This is a genomic window from Salipiger sp. ABF4_146, assembly GCF_056161345.1.
In genome coordinates, this window is record NZ_JBSWYX010000002.1 from 121,315 (window position 1) to 142,426 (window position 21,112).

At 66.3% G+C, this 21,112-nt stretch carries 22 protein-coding genes and 1 tRNA gene; 4 read left to right on the forward strand and 19 right to left on the reverse strand.

What is annotated here, in order from left to right; all coding sequences use genetic code 11:
• Positions 1-122: 122 nt before the first annotated feature.
• The 10 genes from ACXAJT_RS03360 to ACXAJT_RS03405 all read right to left on the reverse strand — a co-directional run bounded on the left by ACXAJT_RS03360 (position 123) and on the right by ACXAJT_RS03405 (position 8,992).
• A complete protein-coding gene (locus ACXAJT_RS03360; RefSeq protein ID WP_475233038.1) occupies positions 123-1,400 on the reverse strand; it encodes a TRAP transporter large permease in 1,278 nt (425 codons plus the stop codon).
• A gap of 9 nt (positions 1,401-1,409) precedes the next feature.
• Positions 1,410-1,994, reverse strand: a complete 585-nt coding sequence (locus tag ACXAJT_RS03365; RefSeq protein ID WP_475233040.1) for a TRAP transporter small permease — start codon at positions 1,992-1,994, stop codon at positions 1,410-1,412.
• A gap of 69 nt (positions 1,995-2,063) precedes the next feature.
• Positions 2,064-3,056 (reverse strand): sialic acid TRAP transporter substrate-binding protein SiaP, encoded by a 993-nt coding sequence (locus ACXAJT_RS03370; protein WP_475233043.1) that lies wholly within the window; start codon positions 3,054-3,056, stop codon positions 2,064-2,066.
• 56 nt (positions 3,057-3,112) lie between these two features.
• On the reverse strand, positions 3,113-4,852 hold the full coding sequence (locus ACXAJT_RS03375) for an Ldh family oxidoreductase (RefSeq protein WP_475233045.1): 1,740 nt from the start codon (positions 4,850-4,852) through the stop codon (positions 3,113-3,115).
• Positions 4,853-5,046: 194 nt separating this feature from the next.
• On the reverse strand, positions 5,047-5,526 hold the full coding sequence (locus ACXAJT_RS03380) for an acyl-CoA thioesterase (protein WP_475233047.1): 480 nt from the start codon (positions 5,524-5,526) through the stop codon (positions 5,047-5,049).
• 274 nt (positions 5,527-5,800) lie between these two features.
• A tRNA-Gln gene (locus tag ACXAJT_RS03385) sits at positions 5,801-5,875 on the reverse strand.
• Between the two features lie 75 nt (positions 5,876-5,950).
• Positions 5,951-7,000 carry a diguanylate cyclase domain-containing protein gene (locus ACXAJT_RS03390; RefSeq protein ID WP_475233049.1) on the reverse strand — a complete coding sequence of 350 codons (1,050 nt, stop codon included), beginning with the start codon at positions 6,998-7,000 and terminating at the stop codon, positions 5,951-5,953.
• Between the two features lie 44 nt (positions 7,001-7,044).
• Entirely contained in the window at positions 7,045-7,653 is a 609-nt protein-coding gene (locus ACXAJT_RS03395) for a heme NO-binding domain-containing protein (RefSeq protein ID WP_475233569.1), read from the reverse strand.
• Positions 7,654-8,003: 350 nt separating this feature from the next.
• A complete protein-coding gene (locus ACXAJT_RS03400; RefSeq protein ID WP_475233053.1) occupies positions 8,004-8,714 on the reverse strand; it encodes an HAD family hydrolase in 711 nt (236 codons plus the stop codon).
• Entirely contained in the window at positions 8,711-8,992 is a 282-nt protein-coding gene (locus tag ACXAJT_RS03405) for a DUF3572 domain-containing protein (RefSeq protein ID WP_475233055.1), read from the reverse strand. Before ACXAJT_RS03405 ends, ACXAJT_RS03400 begins: the two co-directional genes overlap by 4 nt.
• Before the next feature lie 290 nt (positions 8,993-9,282).
• On the opposite strand from ACXAJT_RS03405, the gene ACXAJT_RS03410 reads away from it, so the two are divergent.
• Positions 9,283-10,695: a diguanylate cyclase domain-containing protein gene (locus ACXAJT_RS03410; protein ID WP_475233057.1), complete on the forward strand. Its 1,413-nt coding sequence runs from the start codon at positions 9,283-9,285 to the stop codon at positions 10,693-10,695.
• Positions 10,696-10,713: 18 nt separating this feature from the next.
• Here the strand turns inward: ACXAJT_RS03410 and ACXAJT_RS03415 are convergent, their stop codons facing one another.
• The 5 genes from ACXAJT_RS03415 to hisD all read right to left on the reverse strand — a co-directional run bounded on the left by ACXAJT_RS03415 (position 10,714) and on the right by hisD (position 14,462).
• Positions 10,714-11,250 (reverse strand): periplasmic heavy metal sensor, encoded by a 537-nt coding sequence (locus ACXAJT_RS03415; protein ID WP_475233059.1) that lies wholly within the window; start codon positions 11,248-11,250, stop codon positions 10,714-10,716.
• 2 nt (positions 11,251-11,252) lie between these two features.
• Complete coding sequence (locus ACXAJT_RS03420) at positions 11,253-11,624, reverse strand: hypothetical protein (protein ID WP_475233061.1); 372 nt, start codon at positions 11,622-11,624, stop codon at positions 11,253-11,255.
• A complete protein-coding gene (locus tag ACXAJT_RS03425; RefSeq protein WP_475233063.1) occupies positions 11,617-12,201 on the reverse strand; it encodes an RNA polymerase sigma factor in 585 nt (194 codons plus the stop codon). The genes ACXAJT_RS03420 and ACXAJT_RS03425 overlap by 8 nt, the downstream gene beginning before the upstream one ends.
• Before the next feature lie 82 nt (positions 12,202-12,283).
• On the reverse strand, positions 12,284-12,967 hold the full coding sequence (locus ACXAJT_RS03430; RefSeq protein WP_475233065.1) for an EF-hand domain-containing protein: 684 nt from the start codon (positions 12,965-12,967) through the stop codon (positions 12,284-12,286).
• A gap of 208 nt (positions 12,968-13,175) precedes the next feature.
• Positions 13,176-14,462 (reverse strand): histidinol dehydrogenase, encoded by a 1,287-nt coding sequence (gene hisD, locus ACXAJT_RS03435; protein WP_475233067.1) that lies wholly within the window; start codon positions 14,460-14,462, stop codon positions 13,176-13,178.
• A 146-nt stretch (positions 14,463-14,608) separates the two neighbouring features.
• On the opposite strand from hisD, the gene ACXAJT_RS03440 reads away from it, so the two are divergent.
• On the forward strand, positions 14,609-15,577 hold the full coding sequence (locus ACXAJT_RS03440; protein ID WP_475233069.1) for a LysR family transcriptional regulator: 969 nt from the start codon (positions 14,609-14,611) through the stop codon (positions 15,575-15,577).
• Between the two features lie 223 nt (positions 15,578-15,800).
• On the opposite strand, the gene ACXAJT_RS03445 is transcribed toward ACXAJT_RS03440, so the two are convergent.
• Entirely contained in the window at positions 15,801-16,565 is a 765-nt protein-coding gene (locus ACXAJT_RS03445; RefSeq protein WP_475233071.1) for an alpha/beta fold hydrolase, read from the reverse strand.
• A gap of 115 nt (positions 16,566-16,680) precedes the next feature.
• On the opposite strand from ACXAJT_RS03445, the gene ACXAJT_RS03450 reads away from it, so the two are divergent.
• On the forward strand, positions 16,681-17,046 hold the full coding sequence (locus ACXAJT_RS03450; RefSeq protein ID WP_475233073.1) for a hypothetical protein: 366 nt from the start codon (positions 16,681-16,683) through the stop codon (positions 17,044-17,046).
• Here the strand turns inward: ACXAJT_RS03450 and ACXAJT_RS03455 are convergent.
• The 3 genes from ACXAJT_RS03455 to ACXAJT_RS03465 all read right to left on the reverse strand — a co-directional run bounded on the left by ACXAJT_RS03455 (position 17,025) and on the right by ACXAJT_RS03465 (position 18,802).
• On the reverse strand, positions 17,025-17,759 hold the full coding sequence (locus ACXAJT_RS03455) for an NUDIX hydrolase (protein WP_475233075.1): 735 nt from the start codon (positions 17,757-17,759) through the stop codon (positions 17,025-17,027). The two genes, ACXAJT_RS03450 and ACXAJT_RS03455, sit on opposite strands and share 22 nt — an antisense overlap.
• A 51-nt stretch (positions 17,760-17,810) precedes the next feature.
• Complete coding sequence (locus ACXAJT_RS03460) at positions 17,811-18,230, reverse strand: DUF983 domain-containing protein (protein WP_475233570.1); 420 nt, start codon at positions 18,228-18,230, stop codon at positions 17,811-17,813.
• A 236-nt stretch (positions 18,231-18,466) separates the two neighbouring features.
• Positions 18,467-18,802: a hypothetical protein gene (locus ACXAJT_RS03465; RefSeq protein ID WP_475233077.1), complete on the reverse strand. Its 336-nt coding sequence runs from the start codon at positions 18,800-18,802 to the stop codon at positions 18,467-18,469.
• A gap of 427 nt (positions 18,803-19,229) precedes the next feature.
• On the opposite strand from ACXAJT_RS03465, the gene lepA reads away from it, so the two are divergent.
• On the forward strand, positions 19,230-21,032 hold the full coding sequence (gene lepA, locus ACXAJT_RS03470) for a translation elongation factor 4 (protein ID WP_475233079.1): 1,803 nt from the start codon (positions 19,230-19,232) through the stop codon (positions 21,030-21,032).
• Positions 21,033-21,112 lie beyond the last annotated feature (80 nt).

Sequence of the window (21,112 nt, forward strand, 5' to 3'; positions counted from 1 at the left end):
CGGAGCCCCTGCCCCTTCGGTCCGTCGCTTCGCGCTGGATGGGATTTGGCTCCGGCGCGGATGGGTTTGCCAAGGGGACGGCAGGAACCGCGCGCCGCCAATGACGGCGGCGCGCAGCGGTGTCAGCGATAGATCAGCGTCGGCAGCCACATGGTGATGCCGGGCACGAAGGTGACCAGCAGCAGCACGATCACCAGCGGCACCAAGAACGGCGCGGTGCCCGACAGCGCCCGCTCGAACGGGATATTGGCAACGCGGCTCAGCACATAGAGCACCATACCCACCGGCGGGGTCAGCAGGCCAAGCATCAGGTTGAGCACCATGACCACGCCGAAGTGCACCGGATCGACGCCCAGTTGCACCGCCACCGGCAAGAGCACCGGCACGAGGATTGTGATCGCCGCCACCGTTTCCATGAAGCAACCGACAATCAGCAGCACCAGATTGATCAGCAGCAGGATGACCCACGGGTTGTCGGACGCGCCGAGCAGCAGGTCGGCCGCCATCTCGGGCACCCGGTTCGAGGTCAGGATCCACGCAAAGATCGACGCCGCGCCCACCACCAGCAGCACCACGGAGGTGGTCTCGATCGTGTCGTAGCTGACACGGATCAAACGGCGCAGGGTGAGCGTGCGATAGACCACCGCGCCAAGGAACATGGCGTAGGCGCAGGCGGCCACGGCGGCCTCGGTCGGGGTGAAAGCCCCGGTGAGGATGCCGCCGACGATGATCACCGGGGTCATCAGCGACAGGAAGGCGCGGCGGAAACTGTGGCCGAGAATTTTCATCGCGAAAGGCTGATCGCGCGGAAAGCCGCGGCGGCGCGCGAAGAAGGCCACCATCAGCATCAGCGCCACCGCCATGACGATGCCAGGAATGAATCCAGCGGCGAAAAGCTGACCAATCGACGCCCCGGCGACCACGCCGTAGATCACCATCGGCAGCGACGGCGGGATGATCGGCCCGATGGTCGAGGAGGCTGCGGTGATGCCGACCGCGAAATCGGTTTTGTAGCCGGCATCGCGCATCGCCTTGATCTCGATGGCGCCAAGCCCGCCGGCATCCGCCACGGCCGCACCCGACATCCCGGCGAAGATCACCGAGGCGCCGACGTTCACATGGCCCAGACCACCGCGCATCCAGCCCACCAAGGACAGCGCGAAATTGAAAATCCGCTCGGTGATGCCGGCGGTGTTCATCAGGTTGCCCGCGAGAATGAAGAACGGCACGGCGAGCAGCGGAAAGCTGTCGACGCCGTTCACCATGCGGTGCGCCACCACCATGGGCGGCACGGTGCCCGACAGGATGAAGGCGAGCGACGCGCCCGCCAGTGCGATGGCCACCGGCACACCCAGCAGGATGAGCACAAACAGCAGCACGAAAAGAAGTGTGATGGTCATGGCCGGATCCTAGTCGATGGCGCGGGCGTCACCCGCGTGGGCTTCGGGGTCGATGAGCCGGCTGGTGCCGCTCGACAGGTGGCGCAGGCCGTTGATCGCGGAATAGATCGCCATTCCGACAAAACAGGCGGCGACGAACCAGTAGACATAGGCTTTGGGCAGATCGATCGAGACCATCATGCCGCCGGTGCGGGTGGCGAGCTGGCCCGACAGATAGGCGAGCGTCGCGAAGAACCCGGTGGTTACCAGATCAATCACGCTTTGCATCACGCGCCGCAGCGGGCGCGGCACCCAGCGATAGAGAAATTCCACCGCGATGTGGCTGTTCTTGCGCGCCGCCATCACCGATCCGGCGAAGGTCACGCCGATCAGCAGGTAGCGGGCGATCTCCTCGGTCCAGCCCAGCGAGTCGTTGAGCACGTAGCGGGTGAAGAACTGCAGAAAGACCACCAGCGCCAGCACCCAGAACAGGCCCAGCACCAGCGCGTCCTGCCAGCGGATGTCCGACAGGTCGATATCTGCCGCGTCGTCCTCTGCCAGATGGAGACTGTGATCCTCGGGGCCGGACTCTGCCGGCTTTGTGTCGTCATACATCAAATGCGCCTCGAAATATGAGGGGCGCCCGACCGGCTGGTGCCGGCCGGGCGACTGCGTTTGCTCGGCTTAGCCGCCAATGGCCTGCAGGCGGTCGTAGGTTTCCTGATCCCAGGTCGCCATGTCGCCGTTGTGCATCTCCTTGACCGCTTCAATGAACGGGCCGCGATCCACGTCGTTGACGGTCACGCCCTGCTCGGTGAACCAGTCCTGCAGGCTGTTCTCTGCGTCGATCACCTGCTCGGTGGCGCAATCTGCCGCCTCGTCGAGCACCGTTTCCAGCGCGCCCTGATCCTCTTCCGAGATGCTGTTCCACGTCGGCCCGCCGACGATGGTCAGCAGCGCATCGGTGATGTGGCCGGTGAGGTTGATGTTGGACTGCACCTCATAGAATTTCTTGGCCTGAATGGTCGGCAGCGGGTTCTCCTGCGCGTCCACCGTGCCCTGCTGCAGCGCCAGATAGACCTCGGCAAAGGCGATGGGCGTCGGGTTGCCGCCAGTGGCCCTCGGGAACATCATGTAGAGCGGCGCATTGGGCACGCGGATCTTCAGCCCTTCCATGTCCTCGGGCGCAGTGATCGGTGTGTTCGAGGTGACATGACGCAGCCCGTAATAGGTGAGCGAGGTCACATGGTTGCCGGTGGCGTCAGTGTAGCCCTGCGTAAGTTCCGAGAAGAGATCCGAATTGCGGAAGGCGTCCCAGTGCTCATAGTCGCGGAACATGAAGGGCGCGCCGCCGATCGCCAGCGGGCCATAATAGCGCCCGGCGAACAGCTGGCCGGTATAGATGATGTCGACCGTGCCGAGGCTGAGCCCCTCGTTGATGTCCGACTCCTTGCCCAGCGTGGAGGCCGGAAAGACCTCGATGCCCAGACGGTTGTCGGTGGCTTCCATCAGCGCGTCATTCGCCGCCACCGCGCAGGTGTGATACGGCTCGGACGATTCATAGACATGCGCAAACTTGAGCACACGCTCGGCCTGTTGCGCGCTGGCGGGCAGCGCCGCGGTCAGCGCCGCCGCTGCCGTCGTCAGTAGTGCCACCGTCTTGGTGATACGGGTCATTTGGTTCTCCTCCCTAAAGTCCCACTATGTTGGCCTGTTTTACGAAACAGGCCGGTTCAGCCCCCCACCACCTCCAATGGCGGGATGCCTTTCTCGTCGGCGAAGCGCGCCAGCGCCTCCACCGCGGTCTGATCGAGGGTCATGCCATGAAGTTTGCGCCGCGCGGCCTCCGCCCACTCGCGGTCCCCCGCCGCCATGACCTCGGCCCCCTGCGCGGCGCTCGAGTTGCGGATCGCATCGCGGTAACGGCGCAACGTGCCGGTGAAGATGTCGAGCCCGGCAAACGCCGCAGGATCGAAGGCCATGACAAAGGCGCCCAGCCCCCGCGGCGTGGCCATGTCGTCAGAAATCATGCCGGGCAGCTCAAAGCTGAGCGGTGCGCCCGAAAGCGCGGTGCTGAGGATCTCGGAGATCCCTGCCAGCCCTGCGCCCTTATAGCCGAACTCGCCGCCGAGCGGCGCCAGCATGGCCGCCTGTTCGGGATCGGTGACATTCTCGCCCCGTTCGTTCGAGGCCGTGTCGGCGGGCAGGTCGATCCCCAGCGCACGGCTCAGTTGCACCTTGTTGAACGGGATGGCGCTGGTCGCCATGTCAAACAGCCAGGGGTCCTCCCCCTCGCCCACCGGACCGGCCATGGAAATCGGGTTGGTGCCGTGGAACGTCTCGGCGCCGCCATGCAGCCGCACGAAGCTGTCCGAATTGCAGAAGCAAAAGCCCAACAGGCCAGCGTCGGCGATCGCCTTGGCATAGGCGCCCGCCGCCCCGAAATGCGAGCTGGCGCGGATCGCCACAGCGCCCGACCCCGAGGCGCGCGCCAGCGCGACAGCCTTATCGACCGCGGCGAAAGTCGCCCGCGCGCCATGCGCGTCATCGCCATCGAGCACCGCCGCGCCAGCGCTTTCGCTGACAAAGCGCAGCGTCGGTGCCGGGTTCAGGCGCCCCTTGCTGAATCCTTCCAAGTAATGCGGCAACAGCCGGTAGCCGTGGGTGTCGACCCCCAGTGCCGAGGCATGGCTCAGCGCGCGGATCACCGCCGCCCGGGTGTCGGGATCACAGCCCGCTGCCGCCATGGCGGCCTCGGAAAAGCGCTCCATCTGCGCCTGCATCACCCGTGCCGGTGGGCGTGGTGCCGCCGCGGCGCCGTCCTGCGCGAGATAGTTCTGCGTGGTGTCGCGAATGTGGCTGCGCAACAGCGCCTCGGCCTCGGCCACCTGCCCGGCGGCAATCCGGTCGATCAGTTGCTCGTGCTCCGCAAAGGAGCGCTCGTTAAGCTGCGGCTCGCGGCTCAGCTTGTTGCGCAGTGCCTGAATGCGGAACGACAGCATGTGGTGCGTCTTTTCCAGATAGACGTTGCCGCATTCGGCAAAGATCGCGTGGTGAAACGCATTGTCGAGCGCCTTGTAGCTGCGCACGTCCTGCGCCGTGAGCGCCGCGCGCATCTGCCCGGCAATCTCGCGCAGCCGCGCCGAAAGCGGCAGCGCGCGGCGCGCAAGCGCCAGCCGCAGCGCCTCCAGCTCCAGCATCTCGCGCAGTTCCCCAAGGCTGCGGATGTCGTCCTGCGACATCTCAAAGACCCGCGGGCTGCGGTTCGGGCTGAGGGTGATCATTCCTTCGCATTCAAGCTGCACCAGCGCTTCGCGCACCGGAATTTTCGACATGCCCAGCGTCGTCGCCAATTCGGATTCGCGCAGCACCGCCCCCATCGGCAGGTCACCGGCGATGATCTGATCACGAATCGCGTCGCGGGCACGGTCGGACAGCTTCTGCGCAGGGTCGCGCTGAACGGTTGCATCCACGGCTAAGTCTCCTCCACTTGACGAAACGGTATATGGTATACCAAACCGTCGTCAACTGTGATCTTACCTAGCGGCAGCGCATGGCAGGGCTCTCCCCTGCTTGCGCCAGCAAGATGGCAAAGAAGAACGCCCCACCATAAGCGGGGCGTCTTGCTTCTAGGTGTGCTGCGGCGTCCCCGCGGGGACAGGTTGGCTCAGATCTCGCCGTCGGCGGCCTTGCGCATTTCCTCTTCGAACTGCCGGCGCAGTTTCTTGCGCATACCTGCAGCATGATGGCGCTTTTTCTCGAGATCGGAGTCGATCGACAACTCCGGAACCTCCGCCGGTTTGCCGTCGTCATCCACAGCGACCATGGTGAAATAGCACGAGTTGGTATGCCTGCGGCTGCCCTTGCGGATGTCTTCAGCCTCGACCCGGATGCCGATCTCCATCGAGGTGCGCCCGGCGTGATTCACGCTCGCGCGGAAGGTCACCAGTTCGCCCACATTGATCGGCTGCTTGAAGGTCACCTGATCGACCGAGAGCGTCACGGCGTAGCGCCCCGAAAAGCGCGACGCGCAGGAAAAGGCGACGCGGTCGAGCAGGTTGAGCAAGGCCCCGCCGTGCACTTTGCCGCTGAAGTTCGCCATGTCGGGGGTCATCAACACGGTCATCTCGAGTTTGCGGGGGTCCATAGCTTGCTCCGTCACTGGCCTGATCTTGCGGAAAATCGTCCCATATGGGCTCCGAAGCACAGACCTATCACGGACGCCGCGGCACCTGCCGCCAATTTCCAAGGCTGGAGATGGATTTATCGCGGCCTGTAGCACGCCCGCCCAACGGCAGCCGGTGCCAGCGATCTGCAGGGACACGGTGGTGTTGAGGCGACTGAAGACGCGAAGAAAGACGCCACGAACGATCCGTCGCCCGGCGCCAATTCTCACGTAACTTCGGTATGTTAGGAGATATTGGCTGGGGCGGTAGGATTCGAACCTACGGTGCGCGGTACCAAAAACCGGTGCCTTACCACTTGGCTACGCCCCAACCGTGGCGCGGGATTTACGCCAGGTGCCGGGAGGGCGCAACCCCCCTTCCGAAAATTTCTTGGTCTTTTTTTCTTCACCTTGCGGAAGCCTCGTCATGACCTCCTGCGGGAGCGCTTTTGTCTTCCGCATCATCGCGGCCGCGCCCTGCCTCGCCTTTCGATATCGGGCGAAAGAACGCATGGCGACCGCGCCCCGCACGCTTGGCCGCGTAGAGCGCGACATCGGATTCTTCGAGCAGATCGCTCGCGCTGCGGTGTCGCCCGTCTGTTGTTCCGCTGATCGCGATTCCGATGCTTGCTGAAATATGCGCGACGTCCGGGCCCAGAGGCACGGGCGCCTCAAGCCGCCGGATCATCCGCGCGGCAAGTTCGGAAAGGCGTGCAGCGTCGGTCAGCCCGACGAGAATTATGACGAACTCATCGCCGCCGACCCGCGCCACTGTGTCGTCACGGCGCGTCAGTTCAAGCATGGTGTGCGCAACCTGCTGCAACACACGATCCCCGGCGCCATGGCCAAGCGAGTCGTTCACGCGTTTGAAGAAATCGAGGTCCACATGCATCAGCGCAAAACCCACATCGCGACGCAGCAGATCCGCCAAAGCATGCGATACCGCGCGGCGATTGCGCAGCCCGGTGAGAGGGTCGGTATAGGCCCGCTGCTCGGCCGCCAGCATCGCTCCCTGCAACCTGCGATTCAACGTTCGCGAGGCCTCCATCGCGGCGGATTTCGCCTCCACCAGATACAGCATATCGATGGCATGGTCGGTGGCCGCAAAGTCGGTGCTGGTCAGCCTGTAGTCGCGCACCGCCTCGACGACCCCCAACCCGAACGACAGGTTGATGATCGCGCCACCCTCGGCATCAGCAACCGCGAGACCGCGCAGCGCGCCGCGGCGCTCTTCCGCGCACCCGGCGCGGCGCAGGTGCAGCTTGCGCCCGGCCACGGCGTGCAGTTGGACTATGTCGTTCACCTGGCGCGGCCGGTAAATCTCGAAGAGATGCGTGAACGGGCGCCCGCGAAAGTCGGCTTCCGGCAAGCTTGGGCGCGCCCCTTGGCAAAGCACACGGCGCAGCGTCGGACCAAGCGCGGTGATCCGCCCTTCGGCATCGAGGCGCAGATGCATCGGGCACAGCGCGTCGAGCGCGGCCTGTGGCAGCGCCGTATCGGTCATCGTGCGCGCCCGGCCCCATGGGCGCCCAGTTCGAACCTGCGCCCCTTGGCAAAGGCGGTCTCGATCACCGTGATATCGATCAACTCACAGGTGCCAGCGCCGTCCCGCAGGTCCAGCAGGGCCAGCGTGCCATAGTCATCCGCCATCGCCCGAAGTACACCGGCCATGATATGGGAAAAGCCCACGCTCGCCGGTGGCTGGCAGTGGCAGACAAGCGTGAACTGGCGTGACGCGACATCCCGCAGTTCGAGCACAGGAAGTTCAAGGTCCGGCACCGCGAGCCGCGCTCGGCCGGGCAGTTCTTCCAGGGAATGCAGGAAATCCACGAAATCCTCTCCGCCGTAGCGCATCAGGCGGCGCAGCCCCTCATTGCTGGGATGGCTGATCAGATAGGTGCCAATGTCCTCCAGCATGACGTCCCGAGGCTTTTTCAGGTCACGCTCCGCGGCCCGCAGGACGCGGGCGACAATCTGCGCCTCGTAGTCAAGCATCGCTTCGAAGTCTGGGAAGTCGAGCCGTGCGTGCGCGGCAATCGCCTGCCAGACCTCGGCGCCATAAGTGTCCTGCAAGAAGCATTGGAGGGTGCGCGCGATCAGCCCGTGTATGCGCCAATCGGCGTGCCTGTCTGCCTCCCCATGTCGTCGGCTGTGTGGGTGCCTGTATGTCTCTATGTCCGATATATCCTTACGCCTGTATCCACCGTTGCCGCGACCGCGGTTTCAGCCCCAACATCTACAGCCCCACGCCCGTCATGACGAGTGGCCAAGGGCATGTCTTCCGGGTCAGCCCTGCCCTGCCGCCTCGGCGAGAGCGCCCCCTCGCCGCAGAGATGCGCTGGGGGGCTTCGACTCTTCCGGCGGCACGGCGCCGGACGTCGAAACTCTAGCGCGCAGGGCTTAACAAAGCCGCAAAGGGTCCAATTTTCGGTATCTCTCGGCCGACGCTCTCGCGCCGTTCAGGCTTGGGCTGCCAGCCACTTCGGCAGGTGGCCGATATCGGGCAGCACGGCGTCGGCATGCGGCGTCAGGTCCGGGGCCTCTGCAGGGCCGGTGAGCACCGCAACGGTCATCATGCCTGCGGCGCGGCCGGCTTCCAGATCATGCGTGCTGTCGCCCACCATGACGACGCGCGCCGGGTCCAAGCCCACCGCCCGGGCGAAGGCCAGCAGCGGCGCGGGCGAGGGTTTTGCACCGTGGCCGCTGTCGAAGCCTGCGATGAAATCGAAGCTCTCGGCCACGCCAACCTGCGCCAACTGCGCCAGCGCCGCGCTTTCGCTGTCGTTGGTCATAACCCCCAGCCGCAGCCCGTCGCGCGCCAGCCCCGCCAGAAATGGCGCCAGCGGCACCGCCTCTGCCAAAGGCGCGCGGGCAGATTCGGCAGCCAGAAACGCCTCGAGTTCAGTGACATCCTGTCGCCCGAGACCCCGCGCCAGACATTCTGCCGCCTCGCGGTTGGTCCCGGCGATCACCGTACTGTCCTTGCAGAAACGCCCGGCGGTCAGATCAAAACGCAGTTCGTGCGCCATGGCAGACACACGCTCGGGCGCGCCCCCGGCGAGGTGATGCATCACCGAAAGAGCCCAAGCATTCCACGTGCGGGCGAAATCGAACAGCGTGCCGTCCTTGTCGAAGAGCACGCCATCGGCGCGCCGCCCGCCCGCGTTCATGTCCAGTGAACCTCACCGCCGCCGGGCATATGCTGACGTGCCTGAAATGGGGCGTCGTAGGCCCTCCCGGTTTCGTCGCAAAACGCACGGATCCAAGCGTCGTCCATCAGCAGGAAATCAAGAACGGCTCCCTGAAACGCCGGGTCCGACAGACCGCTGCGGAAGTCGTCAATCGAGGCACCGCTGGCCCCGAGAAAGACCGGCAGAAGCTCGTCATTGGCGGCCAGCCATGCCGCCGCCTGCAACCCGATCAGTTCTGCCTCGTCGCGGCCCAGCATCTGCGTTCCTCTCCTAGTACTCGAAAGGCTTTCTTAACCAGTTTTCATAAAGACTGAGCCCGCATGGGGATGCAAGCCCCGGCGGAGGGAGCAACTTTGGCCACGGTCGCAACCGCGTTCAAGGGCACCGGGCGCGCGCCGGGCAAGGGGATTTGGACGCCGGAGGTCATCGAGGGCAGACCGCGGCAAAGCGCGGCGACATGAGGGCACGACAGATCGAGACCAGAAGACCCGACAGGCACATCAAAGGCCGTCACGGCTCAGCGACGGCGGGAGACCCATTTAAGACCATGACAGGACGAATTCTCATCGCCGAAGCCACCGCAGAGCAACGCATCTTGTTGCGGGCCAAATTGGCTTCGGCATTCTACACCGTCACGACCGCCGAAACCGGCGCCGAGGCGCTGCGCATCGCGCAACAAACACGCCCCGATCTGGTGATCGCCGGCACCACCCTGCCCGACATGTGCGGCACGGCCTTCTGCACCGGGCTCCGCGCGCTTACCGGCCACCGCGACACGCCGCTGGTGCTGCGCAGCGAAGCGGATCATCCCGAAGAGCGGCTCGCCTTGCTGGCGGTCGGTGCGGATGATGTGATCGCCCGCAGCGACTGCGAGGCCCTGCTGGCGCGGCTGCGCAACCTGATGGGACAGATCCGCGCCCGCGAAGACATGCGGATGCGCGACGACACGCAGCGCGCGCTTGGCCTGTCGGAGCCTTGTGGCGGGTTCGAAAGGCCGCCGCGGATCATCCTGCTGCCGCTGACATCCGATCCGGCACAGGACGCCGCCGCCGCGCAGCTGCGCATCGGGCTGGATGCAGATCTGCGTTCGGCCGAGCCCGCGCAGCTGCTTGCCGCACGTGGCCCGGCGGCCGAGGTCATCGTGCTGATCGACACCGGCCCTGGTGCGGGGGCTGGCATCGCGCTGCTTTCACAGCTGCGCATGGCGCGCCGGAAACGCCGTACAGCACTTGTCTACGTGACCGGCCCAAACCACCCGGAGATCGCGGTCAAAGCGCTGGATCTGGGGGCCGATGACGTGCTGGCCGGGGGGCTAGATCCGTTGGAACTGGTGCTGCGCCTGCCGCGGCTGATCCGGCGCGCGCGGCAAGCCGACCGCCATCGCAATGCGCTGCGCCACGGGCTGCGCGCTGCGATCACCGACCCGCTCACCGGGCTTTACAACCGCCGCTATGCCTTGCCGCATCTTGAACGGATGCTGCAGCACGCGCGCGAGCACGCGCAGCCGCTGGCCGTGCTTCTGGCCGACCTTGATCAGTTCAAGGCTGTCAATGATCGTTGGGGCCATACGGCGGGGGACCGGGTGCTTTGCGCCACCGCCGACACCCTTGGCCAAGATCGGTGCGGCGCGGGTCTCGTCGCGCGCCTTGGGGGCGACGAATTTCTGCTCGCCCTGCCCGGCCTCGACGCGAGCGAAGCGCGCAGCACGGCCGAACAGCTGTGCACCCGCGTCGCCGCGCAGCCTCTGGCGGTGCCGCATGTGGCGGGTGGCCCACCGCCCGTCACGGTCAGCATCGGACTTGCCCAAAGCGCTGGCGAGGACACAGCCGAGGCGGTGCTGCATCGCGCCGACGAGGCGCTCTATGCAGCCAAACGCGCCGGGCGCAACCGCGTGCATCTGGCTGGCGAGCGCATACCGCAGACGCGCGCGCTTGGCAGCGCGCCGGCGCTTCTGCGCTAAGACCGCGGCGCGCGGTGGTCAGTCGCGCTTTTTTCGCGGCATTCGCTCGGCCAGCGCGTCCAGCTTCACTTCGAGGCGGTTCGCATAGGCGGCGCGCTCGTCCGGCGAAAGCTCCGAGACGTAGTCGACCAGCACCTGCTGGCCCATCTTCTGCCGCTCGGCGGCACGCATATCCTGCGCCGTGAGCACCTGTTCGAACGCCGCCCGGTCGAACGGCTCGGCGCGCAGCAGGTCCAATGTCTCGCGATACGCCCGGAACGGGCTGGGGCGCGGAGCATCGCCGCGGATCTGCTCGAAGGACGCATAGAGCCTGCGCCCCAGAGCGCGACGCTGATCTTCCGAAAACGCCGAGGCGTAGGGCGCAATGAAATCGCGGCCACGCGGCGGTCCGCCATGCTCAGGCCGACCGTGGCGCAGCGCACCGCCGGCGACAACGCCGAGAACGGCAAGGTTCAGCGCCAGCGAGCCCAGCAACAGCCAGCGCATCCAGCGCGGCGATCGCCCGCCCGACCCGCCGCTTTGCGAAGCCGGCTGTTTTGGTGTCTCAGGTGCCATCGTCAAAGTCCCAACATCGCATAGTCAAAGCCGCTTGCCGGCTCCATCGCCGACAGCAGGTCGCTGCTGTCGCCCGAGATCAGCGTGGTCATCGCATCCGGCGAGGCGACGCCGATCCAGACCCCTGCCGCGCAGGCCGCGGCGAGGCCGGCCATCGCTGGCCAGCCGCCAAAGGCGCGCAGCGCGGCACGCCATCCGGCGCGCGGCGGGGGCGCTGCCGCCGGGGCTTCTGCCGCGCGCGGCGCCGGTTGTTCGTCGAGCGCCAGCGACTCCATCCGAGCCATCCAATCGCCTGCGGGCAGCGCGGCATCGCGCCGTTCCGCTTCGAACAGGGGACCAAGGTCCGCTTCTTCAATCCTGCGCTCGTCAGTCATCGTCGTACCCCAGCTCTGCGCGCTTTCCGGCCAGCAGCCCCTCGAGCGCCTTACGACCGCGCGCGGTCAGGCTTTCCACCGCGCGCACGCCGATCTCCATGATCCCGGCGATCTCGGGGTTCGACAGCCCCTCGAGATGCCGCAGGACCACCGCCTGCCGCTGCCGCGCGGGCAGCGTCTCCAGCGCTTCCTGCAGCGCCCCCGCCCGGGCACGGCCCTGCAGGTCGGCCTCGGCCCCGGGTGCCGGATCGGCGGGCTCGGCGATCTCGCCAAGGTCCACCGTGCCACCACGACGGCGGCGAATCCGGTCGATGCAAAGATTGGACACGACCTTGTAGAGCCATGTCGAGACCTTCGCCTCACCCTCGCGCCAGCCGGGCGCCGCGCGCCACAGGCGCAGCAACGCTTCCTGCGCCACGTCTTCCGCCTCGGCCCGGTCGCCGAGCATCCGGACGGCATGGCCGAAGGCGCGCGGCGCAAGGCGCTGAACCAGCGCCCGTGCCGCGGCCTGCTCACCGGCGGCATAGGCCGCCAGCAACGCCTCGTCGCTCACTTCGCTCATGGCATCATAGGGCATCCGGTCCATTCCCCTGCGCTAGCCCGAAGCACCGGGCCGCGCAATGGCCGGGGGGCCGCAGGGGCGGCCCACCCGGATCCGTTCAGTACTGCCAGAAATCCTGCATGCCGCCGCGCGAACCTTCGCCCCGCGGGCCGCTGCCATCACGCGGGCCGCGTTTGAAGCCCATTCCGTACTGGCCGTCATGGCCGCCATGGCCACGCGCACCATCGTGGGCATGCGCCCCATCGCGGCGCATCATGCGATCTTCGCCGCCGTGCGCCCCCCGACGCATCGGACCGGCCTGCGCCAGCTCGTCCTGGCTCACCGCGCCGTCCTCATCCGCGTCGAAGCGGTCGAAAAAGCCCATAGGACCCTGCGCCTGCATCTCTTCGAGGGTCAGCTTGCCATCGTCATTGGCGTCGAACCGCCGAAGCATGCGCTGCTCCATCCGGGTTTTGCGCATCTCCATTTGCTGCGCGGCGCGCGCCGCCTTGCGGGCGTCGGCGAAGGCGATCAACTCGTCGCCTTCCAACGCACCGTTGCCATCGGCGTCGGCCACAGCGTAGGCCTCGGCAAAGCCCGCCGCAGGGCCGTTGGCCTGAAACTCTTCGCGGCTGATGCTGCCGTCGCCATCGGTGTCGAAACTCTCGAACATCTGCGTCATGGGCGCCGAACCATTGGCCCGCGGGCCCATCGGCTTGGCGTCGGTTGCAGCAAAGGCAAGGCTCGCCGTGCCCAGAACCACAAGGGCGGCGCCGGTCATCAGTTTGTTCATGCGTGTCATCGCTGCGATCTCCTCATTCATCGCTATTTGCGCCGGAGGCCTCGTTGCCTGCCGATCACTTGCTTTCACGCAGGGCCGCAGAGTTCCCGTCGCGACCAGAGAAGTTTTTTCCGAGTTGCCGTGCTCGTCGCCGGTCCAGAGAGCGAGATATCTATTCAAGTCAACCGCATAGCAAGCATCACAGACGCGTGATAACCGCTGGATCGCCCTACCCCACAGCGCGTAGCGGCGCCGGGCTCAGCCGAGCCTCGGCGCTGCGCGCGTGGCCTTCCATGCCCTCGGCGCGCGAAATCCCGGCGCTGGCGCGGGCCAGATCCGGCAGCGCCTCGGGATCGGCCTCCTGCCATGTCACGCATTTGAGGAACTTGTGCACCGACAGCCCGCCGGTGTGGCGCGCGGCGCGCCCGGTGGGCAGCACGTGGTTGGGGCCCGCTGCCTTGTCGCCAAAGGCCACCGTGGTCTGCGCCCCCAGAAACAACGAACCATAGGCGCGCAGCCGCGCCCGCCACCACGGCAGATCGCGCGCCTGCACGTGCAGATGCTCGGGCGCGTAGCGGTCGGCCAGCGCGGCCAACTCCTCGCGGCCCGGCACCAGCATCACCTCGCCCAATTGCGCCCAAGCCTCTCGGGCGGCGCTGCGATTGGGCTCGGGCAGCGTTTCGATCAGCCGTGGCAGCCGGGCGATCACCGCCTCGGCCAGCGGGCGGTGATCGGTGGCCAGCCAGACCGGCGAGTTGCCGCCATGCTCGGCCTGCCCCAGCAGATCGAGCGCCACGAGATGTGGATCGGCAGTGGCATCGGCGAGGATCATCACGTCGGTCGGCCCGGCCACCATGTCGATGCCCACCGGGCCAAAAAGCTGCCGCTTCGCCTCGGCGACGAACTGATTGCCCGGCCCTGCAAGGATGTCAGCCTCCGGCTGGCCGAATAGGCCAAAGGCCATGGCCGCAATCCCCTGCACACCGCCAAGCGTCAGCACCTCGTCCACCCCAGCCACATGCAGCGCGTGCAGGATCGCCGGATGGATGCCGTCGGGGCCAGGCGGCGAACAGGCGATGACCGTCTCAACGCCAGCCGCGCGCGCCGTGGTCACCGTCATCAGCGCCGAGGCGATGTGAGCATAGCGCCCGCCGGGCACGTAGCAGCCCGCGCAATCGACGGGGATCAGCCGCTGCCCGGCACGCAGACCGGGGCGCAGTTCAACCTCGAACTCCTGCACCGAGGCGCGCTGCGCTTCGGCAAAAGCGCGGATATTGGCATGCGCATAGGCGATATCCTCGCGCAGCGACACCGGCAGCGCGCGCTGCGCCTCCGCCAGCCGTGCGGTGGGCACGGCGATCTCGCCCTCCCAGCCGTCAAGCCGCGCGGCATAGTCGCGCGCGGCGGCGGCCCCCTCGCTGCGCAGTCGGGCGAGCATGATCTGAACGATGTCTGCGGTATCGGCGACAGAGCGCGGCGGCAGGCCGGGGGCGGATTTGAGATAGGTTACGGACATGAGGGAAAACGCTGGCCTGTTGCTTGGGAGTTTCGGGTTTGGTGAATCTGTGCAAGGGTCGCAGCGGAACCGGGACGCGCCCGGAGCGACCGAAGGAGGCGGCGGACACCGGTGCGCCGGCCCGGCAGCGAAAGAAGGATTGCGCGATGCTGATGAAGGGGATCACCCTGCGCGGGCTGGAGGTGTTCGAGGCGCTGGCGGCCAGCGGCTCGGTGGCGCAGGCAGCAGAGCGGACCGGGCTGAGCCAACCGGCGGTGAGCCAGCAGCTGCGCAACCTCGAAACCGCGTTGGGGTCCGATCTTGTCGACCACGGACGCAGGCCGATGCAACTGACCCCGGCCGGGCGATCCTTCCTGATGCGCACGCAGGCTGTTCTCGGGCAGCTGCGGCTGGCACAGAACGAGCTGACGGTGATGGATCTGACGCATCTGTCGCAGCTCAATCTCGGGGTGATCGACGACTTCGATAACGACCTGACGCCGCAGCTGGTGACGATCCTTGCAGAGAACATGACCCGCTGCCGCTTCAAGCTGGTCACCGCCCCGAGTCATGAGATCATGCGCTCGATGACCGACCGCCATTTGCATATTGCCATCGCCGCGAGTCCCGGCACCGTCACGCCCGGCGTGATCGAATATCCGTTGGTGCGCGATCCGTTCATTCTGGTCGCGCCGCGCGGCAAGGCGCGCGAGGCCGGCGGCACCGAGGCGCTGATGTCGGCGCTGCCGATGCTGCGCTACGACCGCGACCAGTTGATCGGACGCCAGATCGAGACGCATCTGTCGCGGCTCAAGCTCGACTTCCCCGAGCGGTTCGAGATCGGCGCGCATCTGTCGCTGATGACTCTGGTGGCGCGCGGCGTCGGCTGGGGCATCACCACGCCGCTGGGCTACATGCGCGCGGCGCGCGTCCACGACCGGATCGAGGCGCACCCGCTGCCGATCAAGCCCTTCACCCGTACCATCTCGCTGTTCGCCGCCGCCGATTGGGCCGACCGGGTGCCGCGCGACGTGGCGCGCACCATGCGCCAGCTCGTCAGCGATCTGGTGATCAGCCCGGCGCTGCGCCAACTGCCCTGGCTCGACGGCAAGCTGCACCTGCTCGAAGGCGAATGACGGGCGCAGACGCATGCGGCGGGTCCTTTCCGTGTCATAAGACTTTCGGAAAGTACAAGCCGCCCGCGCCCCTTTAGGGCAAGGCAAAGACGGAAGTTTTTCGGAACAGGGATGCCCCGATTTGGGAAACCTGAATTTGGGGCCGTCGTTGCCCGTGAAATGAGCAGCCCGGCGACTTAGATCGGGCGGTCAAACTCAGGCCGTCAAACTCAGGCGGTCAGACTCAGGCGGTCAGGTCGAGAAAGGCGCGCACCGCCGCTTCGAACTCGCGCGGCTTTTCGGCGTGCAGCCAGTGGCCGCAGCCCGGCAACTTGGCGAATTTCGCGTTCGGGAAAAGCTCCTTGATACGGGGCCGGTATTCGGCCTGCACGTAGTCCGAATTGCCCCCCGACAGGAACAGCGCCGGCCCATCGAACTGCGCCTCGACCTCTGGAAAGCCGATGATCTTGGGCATCTCGGCAGCCAGCACGTCTAGGTTCAGCTTCCAACTTTTGTTCTGCAGGTCCAGCGACTGGGTAAAAAAGCTGCGCAGGGTCGGATCGGAGATATGCGCCGCCAGTTGTTCGTTGGCGTCCGAGCGCTTCTCGATACGGGAAAGATCGACCGCGCGCATCGCCTCGATGTTGTCCATCTGGCTGTGGGTGTAGGTCACCGGCGCGATATCGGCGAGGATCGCCCGGTTCACCAGTTCGGGCCGGGTCAGCGCCAGCATCATCACTGCCTTGCCGCCCATGGAGTGCCCCAGCACGTCGGCGTTTCCGCCAAGGCTTTCGATCACCTCGGCGATGTCGCCGGCCATGTCGGGATAGCCGTGGCTCTCGCTCCGCAGGCTGTCGCCGTGGTTGCGCTGGTCGACCGCGATCACCTCGCGCCGATCCGACAGCCGCTTGGCGATCAGCCCCCAGTTCCGGGCGGAGCCAAAAAGCCCGTGGACGATGACGAGCGGCGGAAGGTCGGTGGCGGAGCCGTGGCGGATCATGTTCAGCATGCCCCCTGTCTAAGCCGCGGGCGCAGGTGGGAAAAGGCCAAAAGCGCGGGGCCGGCGCAAGCAAAACGCACCGAAGGACGTTGCGCCGCCCGCGCAAATCGCCGACTGTCCCGGCATGGATCAGGACCCCCAAATCGGCGCAAAGCTGATGCCGCTTTTTGAAAGCCGTCTCGGCCTTGCCAAGGGCGGCTTCGAGGCGCGGGCGAAACGCGCCGCGCACCGGCTGCCGCGTTGGGCGCGACGCGATCTGGCGCAACTGCGTGCCGCACATGGCATGGTGGGGCACCCAAAGCTTGCCAAGCAACTCGACCTAGCCGCGCTGCGACGGGCCGAAACCCGCGTCGCGGGCCATCTGGAAGGGATCGACGCCAAGGCCCGCCGCCGCTACTGGCAGCTTGGCGTTCTGGGCGGGCTGATGTTCAACCTTGCGCTGCTCGCGGCGCTGCTGTTTGCCGGATATTACCTTCTGATGCGCAACTGACGCCGCGGTCGGTCGCTTTCGGGCTGGTCCGGGGCACGGCCGCGCAGGCGCAAAAAGAGGCTCTCTTCGTCGTCATTGCGGAAGAACGGCACCGAGCGCGGCGGCGTGCGATCCTCGGCCCGCGCGGCAACCTCTGCCAGCACCACTTCGGTGATGAACGGCAGATCGAAGCGCCGCACCTCGTCCAGCGGCACCCATTGCAGATGCGACAGCTCGTCGGACGCGGCGGAAAAATCATCCGGATCGCTGCGCAGCGCCTCGGCATCGACGAGGAAGAAGCGCGCATCAAAGCGGCGCGGACGGCCCGGCGGGGTGATCGCACGGAACACGAACTGCAGCGCCGAGGCATCGGGGCGGTGGCCGGTCTCGGCAAAGTCTTCCCAGCCCTCAGGCGCGCTCGGCCATTTCCCCGGCCAGCCCAAAATCTGACCGGTTTCCTCCCAAAGCTCGCGGATCGCCGCCGCCGCCAGCGCGCTGGCCCGGCCCGCAGGCGCGTCCTCGGCCAGACGCGCGGCACACAGCGCAGACAGCGGGCCGGCCAGCTTCACCTCGGCGTCGCTGTCATCGACCGCACCGCCGGGGAAGACGAACTTATTGGGCATAAAGACCGCCGCGGCGCCGCGCTGACCCATCAGAATGCTGGGGCGGTCCTCACGGTCGCGCAGCACTATCACCGTCGCCGCGTCGCGGATTGCTGTCTTGTCGCTGCTCATGCCTCTGCCCTGCCCTGTTTGGTCTTCGCGGCGGGGCATCGTTGCGCGGGATCAGGGCTCGCGCGTGAAACCATGCATCTCGCGCGCCCATTGGAAGCCCACGATCGCCCCCTTCAGTCGCGGCAGAAGGTAGAGGGAAAGCCCGATGCAGCCAATAAGGAAGATCGTGATCAGGATCAGCGGCTCGGGCCGCCACGTGGTGAAGACCCAGAGCAGTGCCGGCGCCATGATGTGGCCGACGATCAGGATCGTCAGATAGGCCGGCCCATCGTCGGCGCGGTGATGGTGCAGGTCTTCGCGGCACACCGGGCAATGATCGCGCACCTTGAGATAGGACCGCAGGATCGGCCCGTTGCCGCAGTTCGGACAGCGTCGACGGAAGCCGCGCCAGACGGCAGGCCACGTGTCGCGCTCGGCGCTCTCGGGGGCGGAGCCGGCGGCTTTGTCCGGCGTGCCGGTCTCCGGCGTCATCTGGGGCATAAGGGGCACCTCGGTTCGCATGACCCAAAGGTGGCGCAGGACGCGGCGCGTTTAAAGAGGACAGAGGCGCGCAGCGGCGTGTTGTCGCAAATGGCGGGCCGCAGATGCAGGTTTCACCCCACCAAACACCCCGCGCCGCCAGCAAGGCGCCCCGGCAGTCTTCGGCGACGGCACCTGCGTCGAGCCCAGGCCGCACACCTTTGCCGCAGCGCCTCAGATTCGATGTATCAGATCCCGCGGCAGAGGCTCTCGGCGCGATTCACGAAGGCCGAATAGCGCCGCCAGAATTCCCTGTCCGAGTTGCGGTCCGACTGGCGCACTTCCTGCGCGCGGTGCGGATCGCGGTAGAACCCAACCGCCTTGCGCTGATCGCCATAGCTCAGCTCGGTGTCTGCGGCGGCCTGAACGCAGCCGCAGAGCGCGCGGCTGCGCGCCTTGCGATCCGAGTTCATGCACGCCTTGCTGACCGGACCGGTCGCAAAGCGCGTCACATCGTAGTCGCGAGAGCCGCCGCCACAGCCCGCCGCGAGCGCGAGAATCGTCACCAGATAAATTGGCTTCATCCGCCTGCCCATTCGCTGCCCTTGCCTATGCCTCCGGGGCTTTGCGCCCTCGTCGATGAGGCTTTGCATCAGGATGCCCCATACGCGCGGGATTTTCAATTCACCGATTCGTTGCTGGACGCGACGATCCCTTGCCCTAAGCGCGGCTTGCGAGGGCGCAATGGGGGCGCTGCCCCCTCTTGGCCTGCGGCCAATTCACCCCCGGCGTATTTTTCAAAGAGAAGAAGAGACTAGAGATAGGCGGCAGGGCTCTGGCGCCGCTCTGGGCAGGCCTTCGGGCGCGGGCGGGGCGTGCAGAACCGGCGGTGGTAAGGCGGCGCGGCGCGCGCAGAGCGCCGCAGGGCGGCACCGCATCGCTCATGACGCCGCGCAGGCCAGCGCGCGCGGGCTTGACCGGGGGCCAAAACCCTTACATATCGACCCAATCATGACCGATCTCGCGCATATCCGTAACTTCTCCATCGTTGCCCACATCGACCACGGGAAATCCACCCTGGCCGACCGGCTGATTCAGCTCACCGGCACCGTCGCCGAACGCGACATGCAGGAGCAACTGCTCGACTCGATGGATATCGAGCGCGAGCGGGGCATCACCATCAAGGCCAACACCGTCCGCATCGAATATCCGGCGCAGGACGGTCAGACCTATGTGCTGAACCTGATCGACACGCCCGGCCACGTCGACTTCGCCTATGAGGTCGCGCGCTCGATGCAGGCGGTCGAAGGCTCGCTGCTGGTGGTCGACGCCACGCAGGGCGTCGAGGCGCAGACGCTGGCCAACGTCTACACCGCGATCGACGCCGACCACGAGATCGTGCCGGTGCTCAACAAGGTCGACCTGCCCGCCGCGGAACCCGAGCGCGTCAAGGAGCAGATCGAGGACGTCATCGGCATCGACAGCCAGGACGCCTGCCTGATCTCAGCGAAGACCGGCATCGGCATCCCCGACGTGCTGGAAGCCATCGTGCAGCGCCTGCCCGCCCCCACCGAGGGTGACCGCGACAAGCCGCTGAAGGCGATGCTGGTGGATTCGAAATACGACCAGTACCTCGGCGTGATCTGTATCGTGCGGATCATCGACGGCACCCTGAAAAAGGGCGACCGCATCCGCATGATGAAAACCGGCGGCACCTACGATGTGGACGATGTGGGAGTCTATCGCCCCGCCATGACCCATGTGAAAGAGCTGGGCCCGGGCGAGATCGGCTATCTCAACGCCTCGATCAAGCAGGTCCGCGACACCCGCGTCGGCGACACGATCACCCATGAGAAGAAGCAATGCGCCGAGCCGCTGCCGGGCTTCAAGCCCTCGGTGCCGGTGGTGTTCTGCGGGCTGTTCCCGGTGGATGCCAACGATTTCGAGGACATGCGCGACGCCATCGAGAAGCTGGCTCTGAACGACGCCTCTTTCACCTTCGAGATGGAGACCTCGGCGGCGCTTGGCTTTGGCTTCCGCTGCGGCTTCCTTGGCCTGCTGCACCTTGAGGTGATCCGCGACCGGCTCGAGCGCGAGTATGGCATCGAGCTGATCACCACCGCGCCCTCGGTGATCTATCACCTCTATACCAAGGACGGCGAGCGCCGCGACCTGCACAACCCCGCCGACATGCCCGACATGTCGACCGTGGACCACATTCAGGAACCGCGCATCAAGGCCACCATCATGGTGCCCGACGAGTACCTCGGCGACGTGCTGAAGCTGTGTCAGGAGCGCCGCGGCATCCAGATGGATCTGACCTACGTCGGTGGGCGCGCGATGACGGTCTATGACCTGCCGCTCAACGAGGTGGTGTTCGACTTCTACGACCGGCTGAAATCGGTGACCAAGGGCTACGCGTCGTTCGACTACGAGATGATCGGCTACCGCGAAGACAACCTCGTGAAGATGTCGATCCTGGTGAACGACGAGCCGGTCGACGCGCTGGCGATGATGGTGCACCGCGACCGCGCCGAGATGCGCGGCCGGGCCATGTGCGAGAAGCTCAAAGAGCTGATCCCGCGCCATATGTTCAAGATCCCGATCCAGGCGGCGATCGGCGGCAAGGTGATCGCGCGTGAGACCCTGTCGGCGATGCGCAAGGACGTGACCGCCAAGTGTTACGGCGGTGACGCCAGCCGGAAGAAGAAGCTGCTGGAGAAGCAGAAGGCCGGTAAGAAGAAGATGCGGCAGTTCGGCAAGGTCGAGATCCCGCAGGAGGCCTTTATCTCCGCACTCAAGATGGACAGCTGATCCGGGCTACGTCCGCATGGACGCGAACAAAAAGGCCGGGGCGCAAACGCCCCGGCCTTTCTCGTTTCTGTCTCATTGCG